This window comes from methanotrophic endosymbiont of Bathymodiolus puteoserpentis (Logatchev) (genome assembly GCF_900128525.1).
GTDB lineage: Bacteria > Pseudomonadota > Gammaproteobacteria > Methylococcales > Methylomonadaceae > Methyloprofundus.
The window spans coordinates 34,513-50,448 of sequence record NZ_FQTQ01000095.1; the positions used below are offsets into that span (position 1 = coordinate 34,513).

13 protein-coding genes are annotated in these 15,936 nt (G+C 40.2%); 12 read left to right on the forward strand and 1 reads right to left on the reverse strand.

Translation table 11 applies throughout. The features are described from left to right. Positions 1-2 precede the first annotated feature (2 nt). From mrcB to truD, 12 genes are all read left to right on the forward strand, one after another. Positions 3-2,360: a penicillin-binding protein 1B gene (mrcB, locus tag BQ7314_RS08150; RefSeq protein WP_174483205.1), complete on the forward strand. Its 2,358-nt coding sequence runs from the start codon at positions 3-5 to the stop codon at positions 2,358-2,360. After that, positions 2,360-2,971, forward strand: coding sequence for an outer membrane lipoprotein periplasmic chaperone LolA (lolA, locus tag BQ7314_RS08155; RefSeq protein WP_174483206.1), 612 nt, complete (start codon positions 2,360-2,362; stop codon positions 2,969-2,971). The genes mrcB and lolA overlap by 1 nt, the downstream gene beginning before the upstream one ends. Before the next feature lie 33 nt (positions 2,972-3,004). Then, a complete protein-coding gene (locus BQ7314_RS08160; RefSeq protein ID WP_174483207.1) occupies positions 3,005-4,312 on the forward strand; it encodes a replication-associated recombination protein A in 1,308 nt (435 codons plus the stop codon). A gap of 92 nt (positions 4,313-4,404) precedes the next feature. Then, the gene (gene accA / locus BQ7314_RS08165; protein ID WP_174483208.1) at positions 4,405-5,370 is read left to right on the forward strand and encodes an acetyl-CoA carboxylase carboxyl transferase subunit alpha; all 966 of its coding nucleotides are present in this window, start codon (positions 4,405-4,407) and stop codon (positions 5,368-5,370) included. Between the two features lie 187 nt (positions 5,371-5,557). After that, positions 5,558-6,904, forward strand: coding sequence for a tRNA lysidine(34) synthetase TilS (gene tilS, locus BQ7314_RS08170; protein WP_174483209.1), 1,347 nt, complete (start codon positions 5,558-5,560; stop codon positions 6,902-6,904). Positions 6,905-7,191: 287 nt separating this feature from the next. Next, a complete protein-coding gene (locus tag BQ7314_RS08175; RefSeq protein WP_174483210.1) occupies positions 7,192-8,829 on the forward strand; it encodes a CTP synthase in 1,638 nt (545 codons plus the stop codon). Then, on the forward strand, positions 8,826-9,659 hold the full coding sequence (kdsA, locus tag BQ7314_RS08180; protein WP_174483211.1) for a 3-deoxy-8-phosphooctulonate synthase: 834 nt from the start codon (positions 8,826-8,828) through the stop codon (positions 9,657-9,659). The genes BQ7314_RS08175 and kdsA overlap by 4 nt, the downstream gene beginning before the upstream one ends. Before the next feature lie 23 nt (positions 9,660-9,682). Then, on the forward strand, positions 9,683-10,966 hold the full coding sequence (eno, locus tag BQ7314_RS08185) for a phosphopyruvate hydratase (protein ID WP_174483212.1): 1,284 nt from the start codon (positions 9,683-9,685) through the stop codon (positions 10,964-10,966). Positions 10,967-11,128: 162 nt separating this feature from the next. Beyond that, entirely contained in the window at positions 11,129-11,404 is a 276-nt protein-coding gene (locus tag BQ7314_RS08190; protein ID WP_342590400.1) for a septum formation initiator family protein, read from the forward strand. 59 nt (positions 11,405-11,463) lie between these two features. Then, positions 11,464-12,165 (forward strand): 2-C-methyl-D-erythritol 4-phosphate cytidylyltransferase, encoded by a 702-nt coding sequence (ispD, locus tag BQ7314_RS08195; RefSeq protein ID WP_174483213.1) that lies wholly within the window; start codon positions 11,464-11,466, stop codon positions 12,163-12,165. Further along, positions 12,162-12,638: a 2-C-methyl-D-erythritol 2,4-cyclodiphosphate synthase gene (gene ispF / locus BQ7314_RS08200; protein WP_174483214.1), complete on the forward strand. Its 477-nt coding sequence runs from the start codon at positions 12,162-12,164 to the stop codon at positions 12,636-12,638. Before ispD ends, ispF begins: the two co-directional genes overlap by 4 nt. A gap of 705 nt (positions 12,639-13,343) precedes the next feature. Next, the gene (gene truD, locus BQ7314_RS08205; RefSeq protein ID WP_174483215.1) at positions 13,344-14,369 is read left to right on the forward strand and encodes a tRNA pseudouridine(13) synthase TruD; all 1,026 of its coding nucleotides are present in this window, start codon (positions 13,344-13,346) and stop codon (positions 14,367-14,369) included. Positions 14,370-14,471: 102 nt separating this feature from the next. Here the strand turns inward: truD and BQ7314_RS08210 are convergent, their stop codons facing one another. Next, complete coding sequence (locus tag BQ7314_RS08210) at positions 14,472-15,464, reverse strand: integron integrase (protein WP_174483216.1); 993 nt, start codon at positions 15,462-15,464, stop codon at positions 14,472-14,474. Between the last annotated feature and the right edge of the window lie 472 nt (positions 15,465-15,936).

A 15,936-nucleotide genomic window follows, 5' to 3' on the forward strand; every position in this document is an offset into this window, starting at 1 on the left:
CAATGGCTGAAGTAAAAAAGCCACGTAAAAAGGTAAGGCGTAAAAGGAAATCCATAGCTAAGCCCTCTTTGTGGAAACGATTATGGCAGGGCTTGAAAAAACCTTTGTTAATTTTTTTGGCTACCGCTACTTTTGTCTTAGCCTGTTATATCGGTTATTTGGATTACACGGTTAGAAGGCAATTTGAAGGTAAACGCTGGTCTATTCCTGCGCGCGTTTATGCTCGTTCGGTAGAACTATATGCTGGCTTGCAAATGGATACCAAGCAATTATTGGCGCTTTTGCAAAAAATGCACTATCGCGCAGATCGTAAACTATCTTCACCGGCGACTTATCATGAAAAAGCAAGGTATATTGGCTTGAAAACGCGCCCCTTTATCTTTGCTGATAAAGAACAGCTAACCCAGCATGTTCGTATTGCTTTTAGTGGTTCTGAAATTCGTTCCATTATAGATGTACCAACAGGTCAAGAATTATCTGTTGTGCGCCTTGATCCAGTACAAATTGGCAGTTTTTATCCAGCACATAAAGAAGATAGAGTGCTGGTCAAGCTGGCAGAGGTTCCGCCGACTTTAGTGCAAGGTTTATTGGCGACTGAAGATCGTAATTTTTACCAGCATATTGGTATTTCCTTTAAAGGTATCGCGCGTGCTATGTGGGCGAATTTACGGGCGGGTAGTTTGGTGCAGGGCGGTAGCACCATCACGCAGCAATTAGTAAAAAACTTTTACTTAACTTCGGAGCGAAGCTTAAAGCGAAAGGTTAATGAAGCACTTATGGCGTTGATTTTAGAGTTTCGCTTTAGTAAAGATGAAATCTTAGAAGCGTATTTGAATGAGGTATATTTAGGTCAAGATGGTGCGCATGCTATTCATGGGTTTGGTTTGGCGAGTGAGTTTTATTTCTCACGGCCTTTGAAAAGCTTGCCTTTGCACCAAGTGGCTGCCTTAATTGCGCTAGTGCGTGGACCGAGTTATTATGATTTACGGCGCAAACCAGAGCGTGCATTAAAGCGACGTAATTTAGTGTTAACAGAAATGTTTGCGCACGGCGATATTACTAAAAAGCAGTTACAGTTGGCCAAACAAAAAGCGCTTAAGGTTGAACCTTTTGCCCATAGGCCAGCAAATCGTTACCCAGCTTTTATAGATTTAGTCAGACGCCAATTAACCCAGGAATACAATGAAACAGATTTAACCTCGGAAGGGTTAAATATTTTTACTACTTTGGATACGAAGGTTCAGGATGCTTTGGATAGTAGTATTACCCATGAATTAAAGAAGCTTGAAAGGCGTAAGCGCTCTAAAAATCTAGAAACTGCGGCAATTGTAACCCGTAGAGATAGTGGTGAAATTGTTGCCTTAGCAGGTGGCAAAGATAGTCAGGGCGTAGGTTTTAATCGTGCATTAAATGCGGTGCGCCCTATAGGTTCTTTGATTAAACCTATTGTGTATTTGACGGCACTTGAATACCCGGAAAAATATACATTAATTACCCCTGTTAGTGATACAGCGATTAAGATTAAAGCTGAAAAAGGGAACTGGTGGGAGCCGAGTAATTATGATCATATTGAGCATGGGGATGTACCATTGCATACTGCATTAGCACATTCTTATAATTTGGCGACTGTACGCATAGGCATGGATATAGGTATAGGGAGAATTGCCAAAACCTTGCGCGAAACAGGTATCACGAGACATATTAATTTATTTCCTTCCATGCTTTTAGGGGCGCTGCCTTTAACGCCTTTTGAAGTAACGCAAATGTATCAAACTTTGGCAGGTGATGGTTTTGCTATGCCGTTGCGTTCAATTACAGCCGTTATTGCTCAAAGTGGCACTTTACTACAACGTTATCCTTACGTGATTCGACAAGAATTGGATCCAGCAGCGACTTATTTAACTAATACCGTATTACAAGAGGTTATGCGTGAGGGGACGGGGCTATCAGCTTATCAAGTCTTACCGAAATCCTTACAGATTGCGGGTAAAACAGGTACGACTAATGATTTAAAAGATAGCTGGTTTGCTGGTTATACGGGGGATTACCTAGCCGTGTTTTGGGTTGGGCGTGATGATAATAAACCGGCTGGCGTGACTGGCTCTAGCGGTGCCTTAAAATTATGGACAGCATTGATGCAGCAAGTTGCTACGCAGCCAGTTTTTTTAGCAATGCCTGACTCTGTCGTATCGGTTTGGATAGAGCCAGAAACAGGATTATTGGCCAATGAATTATGTGAGGGCGCAGTAAAATATGCTTTTGTACGCGGTTCAGAGCCAAAAGAGAATGCGGCTTGTGTTGACACGCCGGTCAATAAAGCCAAAATGTGGATTAACGAATTTATAAAGGAAAACTTTTAATGAGAATACTGACTTTACTATGCCTACTTTTTTCGGGTTTTATTTATGCGGACTCTGCACAATTGCAAGTACTGGAACGCTTTATTGCGCGGGCGCATAATATACAAGCAGATTTTACCCAAATATCATTGGATGAGTTAGGCCAAGCAAAGCAAACGAGTACGGGAGTTTTTTATTTACAACAGCCGGGTAAGTTTCGTTGGAATTATAAGCAGCCCTATGCACAACAAATTGTTTCTAAAGAGGGAAAAGTATGGTTTTATGATGCCGATTTAGAGCAAGTTATTATAAAAAAAATAGATAGCTCCATTGGTGATACGCCGGCTTTATTATTAAGTGGTAGTGTTAAATTAGCTGAAAAATATACGATTACTCAGCATGCGCAGGACGGTGATGTACTATGGTTAAAGTTGACCCCAAAAAATACCGAATCTAGCTTTAAATATATTTTGATTGGGCTAAAGAAGGGGGTGCTTTATGGTATGGAGTTAAGTGATAATTTTGGCCAATTAACGCAAATAATTTTTTCTAATGTGACTACGCCAGAGACATTAGATGCGAGTTTATTTGAATTTGTGGCACCGGAAGGGACGGATGTTTTTGAAGGTTAATACTTGTATTGACTTGCTAGTGAGAAACAAGCAATGAATCGTGCACTAAAGCCATTGGCTGATTTAATGCGCCCTGAGTCTTTAGCTGATTACGCTGGGCAGAAGCATCTTTTACAGCCTGGTAAGCCCTTGTATGAGGCGATTAACTCGGGTCGTCTGCATTCCATGATTTTTTGGGGGCCGCCTGGCACTGGCAAGACAACTTTGGCGCGTATGATTGCGCATCATTCTAATGCTGAATTTATGGCTATTTCAGCAGTATTGGCGGGTGTTAAAGAGATACGTGCAGCCGTTGCTTTAGCAAAAAGAATACAACAAGAAGAGCAGCGTAAAAGTATATTATTTGTTGATGAAGTGCATCGTTTTAATAAATCACAACAAGATGCTTTTTTACCACATGTAGAAGATGGTACTGTGTATTTTTTAGGCGCAACGACTGAAAATCCCTCTTTTGCATTGAATAATGCTTTGTTATCACGCGCACGCGTTTATGTTTTGAATGCCTTAACGATTGATGATTTACAGGCGGTTCTTAATAAGGTTTTGGTAGATCAAGAAAAAGGCTTTGGTGCATTAAATCTCAGTATTTCTGAAGAGCTAAAACAGCAGTTTGCAGTGGCAGCAGACGGTGATGCAAGGCGCTTATTAAATTTATTGGAAATTGCGGTTGAATTAACGCAGGCCAAACAAAGTACTGAAATTACTGAAGCCATAGCTAAAGAAGTTTTAGCAGGTGGCGTGCGTCGCTTTGATAATCAAGGCGAAGAGTTTTATAACCAAATTTCTGCGTTGCATAAATCCGTACGAGGTAGCTCACCCGATGGCGCGCTCTATTGGTTTTGCCGCATGATTGATGGTGGTTGTGATCCTTTGTATCTAGCACGACGTATTGTACGTATTGCTTCAGAAGATATCGGTAATGCTGATCCGCGGGCTTTACAATTGTGTATGAATGCTTGGGAAACTCAAGAGCGTTTAGGGAGTCCTGAGGGTGAATTAGCTTTAGCGCAAGCCTTGGTTTATATGGCTTGTGCGCCTAAGAGCAATGCTGTTTATAGGGCATTTAATGCCGCGATGAGTGCTGCAAAACAAAGTGGTAGTTTACCTGTGCCTAAGCATTTGCGTAATGCGCCGACTAAGCTGATGAAATCATTGGACTATGGCAAAGAATACCGTTATGCCCATAATGAACCTGAGGCTTATGCGGCAGGGGAAAGCTATTTCCCAGAGCAGTTAATGGAAACTCAATATTATCAGCCGGTTACCCGCGGCTTAGAAATTAAAATAGCAGAAAAATTAAAACATTTGCGAGAATTAGATAGAATAGCGGGTAAGAACTAAAAAAAGGTGCTCTCTTCTTTATTACTGATCCTTTAAAGAAAGTAGTAGCCATTAATAATAAATAACATAAATACTATTTAAAGATAAACGCTATGGACTTAAATTTTCTTGATTTTGAACAACCAATTGCAGAATTAGACGCAAAAATTGAAGAATTACGCCGTGTACAATCGGAAAATGATATTGATATTTCTTCGGCACTGAGTGATTTAGAAGCTAAAAGTGCAGCAATGACGGAAGAAATTTTTAAGGATTTAAGTGATTGGCAGATTTCGCAATTATCTCGTCATCCAGGTCGCCCTTATACTTTAGATTATATTGATTTAATGTTTACTGATTTCCATGAATTACATGGCGATCGTACTTATGCAGATGATCAAGCCATTATTTGTGGTTTAGCGAAATTAAACGGTCAAGCGGTTGCTGTTATTGGACATCAAAAAGGCCGTGATACAAAAGAGAAAATCAAACGCAATTTTGGTATGCCCCGTCCTGAGGGATATCGTAAAGCTTTGCGTGTTATGAAAATGGCAGAGCGCTTTCATTTGCCTATTATTTGTCTTATTGACACACCAGGGGCTTACCCTGGTATTGGTGCGGAAGAACGCGGGCAAAGTGAAGCAATTGCTCGTAATTTATTTGAAATGGCTAAGCTAGAAACTCCTATTATTTGTACAGTCATAGGTGAAGGTGGTTCGGGTGGCGCTTTAGCTATTGGTGTTGGCGATCGTTTACTTATGTTGGAATATAGCACTTATTCAGTTATTTCCCCCGAGGGATGTGCTTCGATTTTATGGAAAAGTGCTGATAAAGCTAAACTAGCAGCTGAAGCAATGGGTATCACTTCAGATAGAGTAAGAGAGCAGGGATTTTTAGACGAAGTTGTTAGAGAGCCCGTGGGTGGCGCGCACAGAAACTTTAAAGTAATGGCTGACAATTTAAAAGAGGCGCTATTTCGTTATATTAAAGAGTTGCGTCATGAAGACATGGGCGATTTATTAGAGAAACGTTATCAACGAGTTATGTCTTATGGTGCTTTTAGTGAAGAAGCGAAATAAGCCACCGTCATAAGAATCTTGATTTGAAGTTTTGTAGGGCGAGCTTCAGTCCGCTTTTTTAGCAATGGCGGACTGAATCCGCCCTACGAGTTATATGCTGCCCCGTCTTAAATTCGTAACCATACAGCTAATAGGAGAGGCTACATAGCAAGGGGCATATTACCGCCTCGGTAAGGACTCTTTATATATGAAGCTTAATTCATCCTTTATAGCCTCCCAGCTTCTCCCTTTTTACGCAAAATCCAATATTATTGTAGGTTATAGCGGTGGCGTAGATTCTCATGTTTTATTGCACTTACTGACTAGCCTGCCTGAGTTTAAAAATAAAATAACAGCTATTTATGTGCATCATGGCTTACAAACTTGTGCCGATGCTTGGGCTGTGCATTGTCAGAACTGTTCGGAAGCATTAGGTGTTAAGTTCAAGGTATTAAAAGTTAATGGCCAAGCTGCACCAGGTGAAAGCCCTGAAGAAGCTGCGCGTAATGCCCGCTACCAAGCATTTAAAGACATGCTTACAGCCGATGATGTGCTTTTATTTGCGCAGCATCGTAATGATCAGTTGGAAACGGTTTTATTGCAGTTATTTCGTGGTGCCGGTTTGAAAGGTTTGTCAGGCATGCCGGTGAAAGCCTCTTTTGTAGCGGGGACGCTGCTAAGACCATTATTGGATGTTAGTCAAGAAGACATTAAGCAGTATGCTTTGCAGCATCAGCTACAGTGGATTGAAGATCCGAGTAATCAGGATACTCAGTTTGATCGAAACTTTTTGCGCCAAGAAATCCTCCCTTTATTAGAGCAACGTTGGCCAAGTTTAGATAAGACTGTGGCTCGTGTTGCTAGTCATTGCGCTGAGGCACAAATGGTTTTATCTGCCAATGCAAAAGAGCAGATGTTAATGCTTTATGATCAACAACAGCGATGTTTATTGATTACTGGCTTGTTACAGCACGATGTTTTAATGCAGCAATGGATAGTGCGTGAATGGTTGGGTTATTTAGGTGTGCGCATGCCTTCAGTGAAAGTATTGCAGGCTATTTTGCAGAATATTTTAACGGCACGGCAAGAGGCAAATCCTATTGTTCGGCATGATGGTTTTGATATTCAACGCTATCGAGATGGCTTATATTTAGTTGCGCCACAAGTTCCGTTTGATGCTAGTCAGGTGTTTTTATGGAGCGATACGAGCCAACCTTTACCTTTAAATAATAATGGTCGCTTGCTGGTGAGTGAGGCTCAGCAAGGTATAGCAGTAGATTTATGGCAGCAAGGGGCGGTACAAATCAAGTATCGGCAAGGGGGGGAGAAAATTGCTTTACCTAATAGAACAGGCCGCCATAGCTTAAAAAAATTATTTCAAGAAGCTGGGATTGCTCCTTGGCTACGTGCGAGGGTGCCTGTTATCTATATTGGTGACAAAATTGCAGCCATTGCTGATTTTTGGGTAAGTAAAGATTTTTATGGCACAGTAGGCGAACCTTGTATAAAGCTAACTTGGCATAAAGCCCATGACGAAAAGTTCAATATTGATTAAAATAGGGTAACTTCTTATTTTTAACAGCGACTAAAGCGTGTTGTAGGATGTGCTGAGGAACGAAGCGCATCACATAAATGATGCGCTTCCAATCGTCAGCACATCCTACGCTATGACGTGAATATCTTAAATACCTGTGGATCATGAGAAGTTACAAAATAGGTTGCAATATTGCTGGTTTAACAGAATATTCTTACCCTAAGCCCGTTAGCTATTTATGGGCTACAAAAGGTCATTGAGCATGTTAAAATAAACTAATTCATTTTCCCCTTATCTCTTTCTCATTCATGACAAAATTTATATTTATTACTGGTGGTGTTGTCTCTTCTCTTGGTAAGGGAATCGCTGCGTCTTCTTTAGCGGCTATTTTAGAAGCGCGTGGTTTAAATGTAACCATGACTAAATTAGACCCTTATATTAATGTTGACCCAGGTACGATGAGCCCATTCCAGCATGGTGAAGTTTTTGTCACGCAAGATGGCGCGGAAACAGATTTAGACTTAGGGCATTACGAGCGCTTCTTAAAGACACGTTTGACTAAAAAGAATAACTTTACCACTGGGCAAGTTTATGAAAGTGTTTTGCGTAAAGAGCGCAAAGGTGAGTACTTAGGTGCAACCGTGCAGGTGATTCCGCATATTACTGACGAAATGAAGCGCCGTGTTTATGCAAGTGCTGATACTAACATCGATGTTGCCATTATTGAAGTCGGTGGTACGGTAGGTGATATTGAATCTTTGCCCTTTTTAGAAGCCATTCGGCAAATGGGAGTTGAACTTGGTCGTGATCGCTCTTTGTTTATTCACCTGACTTTAGTGCCTTTTATTAAAACAGCGGGTGAAATTAAAACCAAACCCACGCAACATTCAGTCAAAGAATTACGCACTATTGGGATACAGCCAGATATTTTGATCTGTCGTTCTGATAACCGAATTCCTTCAGCGGAACGTCATAAAATTTCATTATTTACCAATGTTCCCGAGAAATCGGTTATTTCTGCGCCTGATGCCGATACGATTTACCGTATCCCGCTAATCCTTAATGAGCAAGGTTTGGATGATATTGTTGTCCATCAATTGCGCCTTGATGTGCCGTCAGCAGATTTATCTGAATGGGAAGCTGTCGTTGATGGTTTAACAAACCCCACTGATATTGTCACTATTGCGATTGTCGGTAAATATGTTGATCATTTGGATGCTTATAAATCTTTAACTGAAGCATTAATTCATGCTGGGATAAAAACGCGCCATACTGTAAAAATTAAATACATTGATGCTGAGATTATTGAGAATGAAGGTGTTACGCAATTAAAAGATGTCGATGCAATCTTAGTGCCGGGTGGTTTTGGGGAGCGGGGCGTGGAAGGTAAAATTTCGACAGTACGCTTTGCTAGAGAAAATAAAGTTCCCTTTTTAGGCATCTGTTTAGGTATGCAATCCGTCGTTATTGAATTTGCGCGTAATGTCGCTAGATTAGAAGGCGCGCACAGTACAGAATTCTTACCTAATAGCCCGCACCCTGTTATTGGTTTAATTACTGAGTGGCAAGGTCATGAAGGTCAAACTGAAACGCGTGATGAGAACTCTGATTTAGGTGGAACGATGCGTTTAGGTGCGCAAAAATGTCGCATTCAATCGGATTCTTTAGTCTTTGAAATGTATCAAAAAGATGTTATTACTGAGCGTCACCGTCATCGGTATGAGTTTAATAATCATTATCTAGAGCCGCTAGAAAAAGCAGGTTTAAAATTCTCGGGTAAGTCAATTGATGGGCGCTTAGTGGAAGTCGTTGAAATTGCCGAGCACCCTTGGTTTTTAGCGTGCCAATTTCACCCTGAATTTACTTCCACACCACGTAAGGGTCACCCTCTATTTTCTGGTTTTATTCAGGCCGCCGCAAAACAAAAACAAGGTACACAAGCATGAAATTATGTAATTTCGACGTTGGTATAGATAAGCCTTTTTTTCTGATTGCAGGTACTTGCGTTATTGAAAGCGAGCAAATGGCCATTGATACCGCTGGATATTTAAAGGCATTAGCTGAGGAATTAAAAATTCCTTTTATCTACAAATCTTCATTTGATAAAGCAAATCGTTCATCGCATGAAAGTTATCGTGGCCCTGGTGTAGAAGAGGGCTTAAAAATTCTAGAAAAAGTAAAGCAGCAAATTGGTGTGCCTGTTTTGACTGATGTGCATGAAGATACACCCTTGTCGGAAGTTGCAAATGTGGTTGATGTCATGCAAACGCCAGCTTTTTTATGTCGTCAAACAAATTTTATACAAGCCGTTGCCGAGCAAGGTATTCCCGTTAATATCAAGAAAGGTCAGTTTGCTGCCCCTTGGGATATGGTACATGTTGTTAATAAGGCCAAAGCCACGGGAAATCAACAGATTATGGTTTGTGAACGGGGGGCTTCATTTGGCTACAATAATTTAGTCTCTGATATGCGATCTTTAGCAGAAATGCGTAACACAGGCTGTCCTGTTGTTTATGATGCCACGCATTCGGTGCAGCTTCCTGGTGGTCAAGGTACTTCATCTGGTGGCCAGCGTCAGCATGTCCCTGTTCTGGCGAGAGCGGCTGTTGCGGCAGGAATTTCCGGATTATTTATGGAAACTCACCCAGACCCTGATAAAGCCTTAAGTGATGGACCAAACTCTTGGCCATTACACCGCATGAAAGAATTATTAGAAACGCTGGTAATAATCGATCAAGCAGTAAAAGCACAAGCCTTGATAGAAAATACCTTATAAATACAATAACAAAGGGGAATAAGATGGCTAGAATAATTGATATTAAAGCAAGAGAAATTTTAGATTCGCGTGGTAACCCAACGATTGAAGCTGATGTTATTTTGGCGTCTGGATATATCGGTAGTGCAATGGTTCCTTCAGGTGCCTCAACGGGCGAACGTGAAGCAATTGAATTAAGGGATGGTGATAAATCACGTTATTTAGGTAAAGGCGTGCTTAAAGCTGTTAAGTTCATTAATACTGAAATCCGTGATGCAGTTATTGGTCTGGATGCTGCAAATCAAGAAGCATTAGATAAAAAAATGATTGAATTGGATGGTACGCCAAATAAAGGGCGTATCGGTGCCAATGCTATTTTAGGTGTATCTATGGCGGCGGTTCGTGCAGCTGCTTTGGAGGCCGGACAGCCTTTATATCGTTACCTTAATACCAGCGGCGAATTTATTATGCCAGTACCCATGATGAATATCATCAATGGCGGTTCACATGCCGATAACAGTGTAGATTTGCAAGAATTTATGATTTTACCGGTAGGAGCACCTTCTTTCAAAGAAGCTATTCGTTATGGCGCTGAAGTATTTCATAATCTGTCCAAAGTACTAAAATCAAGAGGTATGGCGACAACAGTAGGTGATGAAGGAGGCTTTGCCCCTAACCTCTCTTCTAATGAAGAGGCCATTGAAGTTATCTTAGAAGCGATTGCTATGGCTGGCTATAAAGCAGGTGAAGATATTTATCTTGGCATGGATGCTGCAGCGTCTGAGTTTTATAAAGAGGGCAACTATGAGTTAAGTTCAGAAGGTAAAACTTTAAGTGCAACTCAGATGACTGATTTATTGGCTGAGTGGGTTGAAAAATACCCTATCATTAGCATTGAAGATGGCCTATATGAAAATGACTGGGCGGGTTGGAAAGATCAAACTGACCGTTTAGGAGATAAAATTCAATTAGTGGGTGATGATTTATTTGTTACCAACCCAGCCACTTTAAAAGAAGGCATAGAGAAAGGTGTGGCTAACTCTATTTTAATTAAAGTTAATCAAATCGGCACCTTAACTGAAACCTTAGAAGCCATTAATACAGCGCATGCCGCTGGTTATACTGCCGTTGTTTCACACCGTTCAGGTGAAACGGAAGATACAATTATTGCTGACTTGTGTGTGGCTACTGGCACCGGCCAAATTAAAACTGGCTCATTAAGTCGTTCTGATCGTATTGCTAAATACAACCGCTTAATGAAAATTGAAGAAGAGTTAGGCGCGCAAGCGAAATATGCAGGTCGTAGTGCTTTTAAGAAATTATCTTAATTTATATTTAGCTTGGAAGAGAATAGGGCGGACTTCAGTCCGCTATGCTTAAATAAAAAATTGCGGACTGAAGTCTCCACCCTACGTTTTATATGGAACAGTTAAACAGAGTAGATTCTTATCGGCTAATCTGGGTGCTATTGCTAACCAACACTTGCAGGTGTGCTTATTAAGTTTCTCATTGCCATTTTACTGATATTTATTGCGCTGTTACAACATCGCCTTTGGCAAGGTGATGGTGGTATTGCGCAAACACAACAATATCAGCGCCAACTCGAAGCGCTGCAAAAGCAACTGGCGATCAAGCAGCAACGTAACGAAGTGCTTAAAGCCGAGGTTCAAGACTTGCGCAAAGGGCAGGAAGCTATTGAAGAAATTGCGCGTTATGACTTAGGTTTGATTAAAAAAGATGAAACTTTTTTTCAAGTCATTGAATAAGTTATAAGGCAATGTCTAGCCCGTAAAGCCCTAAATGTAACTTAAATATATCGAACTCTATGAAAACAACCACTAAATATTGGGGGATTGTGCCTGCGGCAGGCGTTGGGAAACGTATGCAAGCAGATCGGCCTAAACAATACCTATCATTAAACGGCGTAACGGTTATAGAACAAAGCTTAATGCGCTTATTACAAGTACAGCAGTTGACCGCAGTCATAGTGGCTATTTCTAAAGAAGATCCTTATTGGTCAACATTAGCCATCTCTAAAAATGCCCGCATTCGTACCGCAGCGGGAGGTAAAGAACGAGCAGATTCAGTCTTGTCAGCTTTGCATTCGATTGCCGATAACGCTGAGGATGATGATTGGGTACTCGTACATGATGCAGCTCGACCTTGTATTACTCAAAGTGATGTTGAAAATTTGATTAATGAATTACAAACTCATGAAGTAGGCGGTATTTTAGGCCAAGCTTCACACGATACGCTCAAATCGGTTAATAAAGATTTAGCCATTAACGAGACAATTGATCGTAGCAAAATTTGGCGTGCTTTTACACCGCAAATGTTTCGTTATGGCGCTTTAAAAAAAGCCTTACAAGACGCAGCTGAAAAAGGCTGGGTTGTGACCGATGATGCCAGCGCATTAGAGTTACAAGGAAAACAACCTAAAATGATTGCCGGGCGAGCAGATAATCTAAAAATTACGCGGCCTGAAGATTTAGCTTTAGCACAATTTTATTTGGAGCAACAACAATGATACGAGTTGGACAAGGTTATGATGTGCATCGCTTTATTGATGACGGTGATGTCATTTTAGGCGGTGTTAAAATTCCTTATAAACAAGGTTTAGAAGCGCATTCTGATGGTGATGTTGTTTTACATGCACTATGTGATGCCTTATTAGGTGCCGCAGCTTTAGGGGATATAGGCAAACATTTTCCCGATACAGATCCTGAGTTTAAAGGGGCTGATAGTCGCGTTTTACTGCGCCACGTCTACGGTATTGTCCAAGAAAAAGGTTACACCTTAGGCAATGCAGATATTACCATTATTGCTCAAGCCCCTAAAATGGCACCACATATCGTTGCTATGTGTACTCATATTGCAGAAGACTTATCAGTCAATTTGGATTGTATCAATGTCAAAGCAACGACAACTGAAAAGTTAGGCTTTGAAGGTCGCAAAGAGGGGATTGCAGTGCAGGCTGTTGTGTTGATTAATAAATATTAGCCTTTTGAAGGGTTATGCATAAAATTATATAATGATATGCATAACCTATGGAGGAAAATATGAGAACTACTCTTGATTTATCAGAGAATTGCTTATTGAAGCAACGAAAGTAACTCACACAAACACAAAAACTGGGATCATTGTTCGGGCATTAGAAGCATTGGTTAGAAAATCAAAAATTTCTAACCTTAAAAAGTATAAAGGAAAAATTGACCTAGATATTAACCTTGATGAAATCAGAGGCCGTCATTAGTGCAAGATTTAGTAGATACATCAGTTTGGATTGATTACTTTCGGGGAAAGTGGTGATTCTAAAAACCTAGATTTGTTAATAGATGAAAATCTCATTGTAACTAACGAGATTGTACTAACAGAATTGCTGCCTTACCTCAAAATAAAGAAGCAAACAAAAGTAATTGCGCTGTGATACGAAATAAATAAAATTCAACTGGATATTAACTGGAAAGAAATTATTGAATTTCAGGTAAAATGTTTGGAGAGTAGTGCAAAGGGAATAGGGACTCCTGATTTAATTTATTGCCCAAAATGCAAAGCAGAATGGTAGTAAAGTCTGCTCTTTAGATAAACATTTTCGATTATTTAACAAGGTCTTGAACATTGATTTATATAAATAAATATAGGTCGTAGCTTCAGCTCACCTTTAAATATCATGCTAGTTTATAACCAAAAATTAAAGTTACACTATTGAATACACAATCAGCTTTACCTAACTGGGCTTATGCTTATGGCGGTGCTCAGAGCCAAGGTATTATTCGCAAAACTCCCGATGATTTTATTGTCAATGAAATTCAGTCCTTTGAATTATCAGGCGTTGGTGAGCATGCTTTTTTACTGATTGAAAAATGCGGTGAAAATACCGAATTTGTCGCTAGGCAGCTTGCTCGATGTGCAAGCGTTAGGCAGCGAGATGTCAGCTATGCAGGCTTAAAAGATCGTCATGCGCGGACGACACAGTGGTTTAGTGTCTGGCTGCCCGGCAAGCCAGATCCTGATTGGACTATATTAAATAGTGATAGCATAAAAATATTACAGGCTAAGCGCCATACTCGAAAACTGAAACGAGGCTCTTTAGCAGGTAATCAATTTATCCTACGCATTCAAGAGTGGCAGGGAGATAAGGCCGTTCTTGAGCAGCAACTGCACGCGATAAAAGAGCAAGGTGTCCCTAATTATTTTGGTGCACAACGCTTTGGTCGAAATTGTAGCAATATCGCAAGAGCACTGGCTTTGTTTGCAGGCGAAAAAATATCACGCAATCAGCGAGGCATATATTTATCCACTGCGCGCTCATATTTGTTTAATCATATATTAAGTGAGCGAGTGGCCAATCATTCTTGGAAGCAGGCGCTTGTAGGTGATGCACTGATGTTTGATGATTCACATAGCTTTTTTCAAGTGGAGGTGCTGGATGAATCAATTTTACAACGCATTGCACAATTAGAATTACACCCAACCGCTGTTTTATGGGGTAAGGGTGAGGCACAAGTTGCTGGAGAAGTGATGCTATTAGAACAGCGCATTATCGACCAATTTGATGATTTAGCGCAAGGCTTAATTGCTTTTGGTATAGAGAAAGACCGCAGAGCGTTACGTAGTCAGGTAAAAGAATTGCAGTGGGATGTTATAGGTGATAATTGTTTAGAATTAAGTTTTAGCTTAAATGCAGGATGTTATGCAACAGCTGTATTAAGAGAAATTGCCCAGGTTTGACCTTATAAGGTGGGCCGTTGGGGGGAGCCTCATAGCGAAGTGCGCATATTTAATAATTGTGTTGTCGATTCAAAGATATTATGTCCCGCTAAAATGTAACATCTACAGTAAATCCAGAGGACTGGCAATACCCGCAATATCTTTCTCCATAACATGGGTATAGATTTCTGTTGTTTTTACATCCGCATGACCCATAAGTTCCTGTACGATTCGAATATTCACTCCATTTTCCAGCAGGTGAGTAGCAAAGGAATGACGAAAAGTATGACAGGTCGCGTGCTTGGTAATCCCCGCTCGATCAACGGCTATTTTTACAGCCTTTTGCAGACCAGACTCAAGTACATGGTGTCTGCGCATTAGGCCAGAGCGAGGATCAGTGCTCAGTTTTTTAGCGGGAAAAACATACTGCCAGCGAAATTCCCGTGCTGCATTTGGATATTTACGGCCAAGTGCTTCAGGTATATAAACATGACCAAACCCTTGTGATATATCTTCATCATGTGTTTTTTTCACATGATCAACCCGAACCAGTAAATCATCTCGAACAGATTTAGGAAATACGACAACCCTGTCTTTTCCACCTTTACCATCACGGATATAAACAAGGCTCTGTCCAAAATCAAGGTCTTGAATTCGCAAGCGAATACACTCCATAAGTCGCAATCCACACCCGTAAAGCATTTTTGACATTAACAGATGATCTCCCTGCATTTGCATGAAAACTTGTTGAACTTCACTCTTTGTCAAAACAACAGGCGGGCGACGCTGCACTTTTGCTCTGACATGCCCAATATCTTTAGCAACGGCGAGGTCAAGAACCTTAGTATAAAGAAAGACAATCGCATTCAGAGCTTGTCGCTGAGTAGAAGCCGACACTTTTAATTCAACAGCTAGATGGCTTAAAAAAGCCTCTATCTCAAATTTACCCATATTACAAGGATGCTTCTGGCAGCCATGAAACTTAATATACCGAGTAATCCAGTCACAATAGGTCTGTTCAGTACGATATTTATAGTGGTGATAGCGCATAACCTCGCGCACCTGATCCATAAGTTTCAAATCAGAATTAGGCCTAAATTTATTTTGAATATTCATAAAAGAGTATCCTACTGGGGTAGCAGAGAAAAATCTATTGATATTTTCCATATATCGCCAATATATATCACAATATATGGAAAATAATGCGCTAGAGTCCCATTTTTATTTTTCAGATAATGAAGCTAAAATTTAATAAAAAACATTTATATTCAATAAATTAGAGTTTTTAAAAATGAAATTTGGCTCTATTGTTGCCATAGGTTAATACAGATAAATATTTTCCATATTTCAGCGCCATATTTATCTTGCTTTCCACTATAAAGGCTGCCATGATGACTAAAGTGGAAAATTAAAGAATATTTTTCCATGTTATAGTGCTTAATATCACAATACATGGAAAATTTTGCATTGTATATAGGTGCTAGATGGAAATTTTTCCACATATTAACAATGTTAGCTTCAAAAAATATCTGTGAATAATAATTTTAATTTTTCTCTAGCATTTGTGTGAAAAAAAACGAGTTTTAAC

Excerpts from the sequence above, each read along its gene's own strand:
- ispF (WP_174483214.1), top strand. The coding sequence starts at position 12,162 with ATGATACGAGTTGGACAAGGTTATGATGTGCATCGCTTTATTGATGAC.
- BQ7314_RS08160 (WP_174483207.1), top strand. The coding sequence starts at position 3,005 with ATGAATCGTGCACTAAAGCCATTGGCTGATTTAATGCGCCCTGAGTCT.
- mrcB (WP_174483205.1), top strand. The coding sequence starts at position 3 with ATGGCTGAAGTAAAAAAGCCACGTAAAAAGGTAAGGCGTAAAAGGAAA.
- accA (WP_174483208.1), top strand. The coding sequence starts at position 4,405 with ATGGACTTAAATTTTCTTGATTTTGAACAACCAATTGCAGAATTAGAC.
- eno (WP_174483212.1), top strand. The coding sequence starts at position 9,683 with ATGGCTAGAATAATTGATATTAAAGCAAGAGAAATTTTAGATTCGCGT.
- kdsA (WP_174483211.1), top strand. The coding sequence starts at position 8,826 with ATGAAATTATGTAATTTCGACGTTGGTATAGATAAGCCTTTTTTTCTG.
- BQ7314_RS08175 (WP_174483210.1), top strand. The coding sequence starts at position 7,192 with ATGACAAAATTTATATTTATTACTGGTGGTGTTGTCTCTTCTCTTGGT.
- lolA (WP_174483206.1), top strand. The coding sequence starts at position 2,360 with ATGAGAATACTGACTTTACTATGCCTACTTTTTTCGGGTTTTATTTAT.
- ispD (WP_174483213.1), top strand. The coding sequence starts at position 11,464 with ATGAAAACAACCACTAAATATTGGGGGATTGTGCCTGCGGCAGGCGTT.
- BQ7314_RS08210 (WP_174483216.1), bottom strand. The coding sequence starts at position 15,464 with ATGAATATTCAAAATAAATTTAGGCCTAATTCTGATTTGAAACTTATG.
- tilS (WP_174483209.1), top strand. The coding sequence starts at position 5,558 with ATGAAGCTTAATTCATCCTTTATAGCCTCCCAGCTTCTCCCTTTTTAC.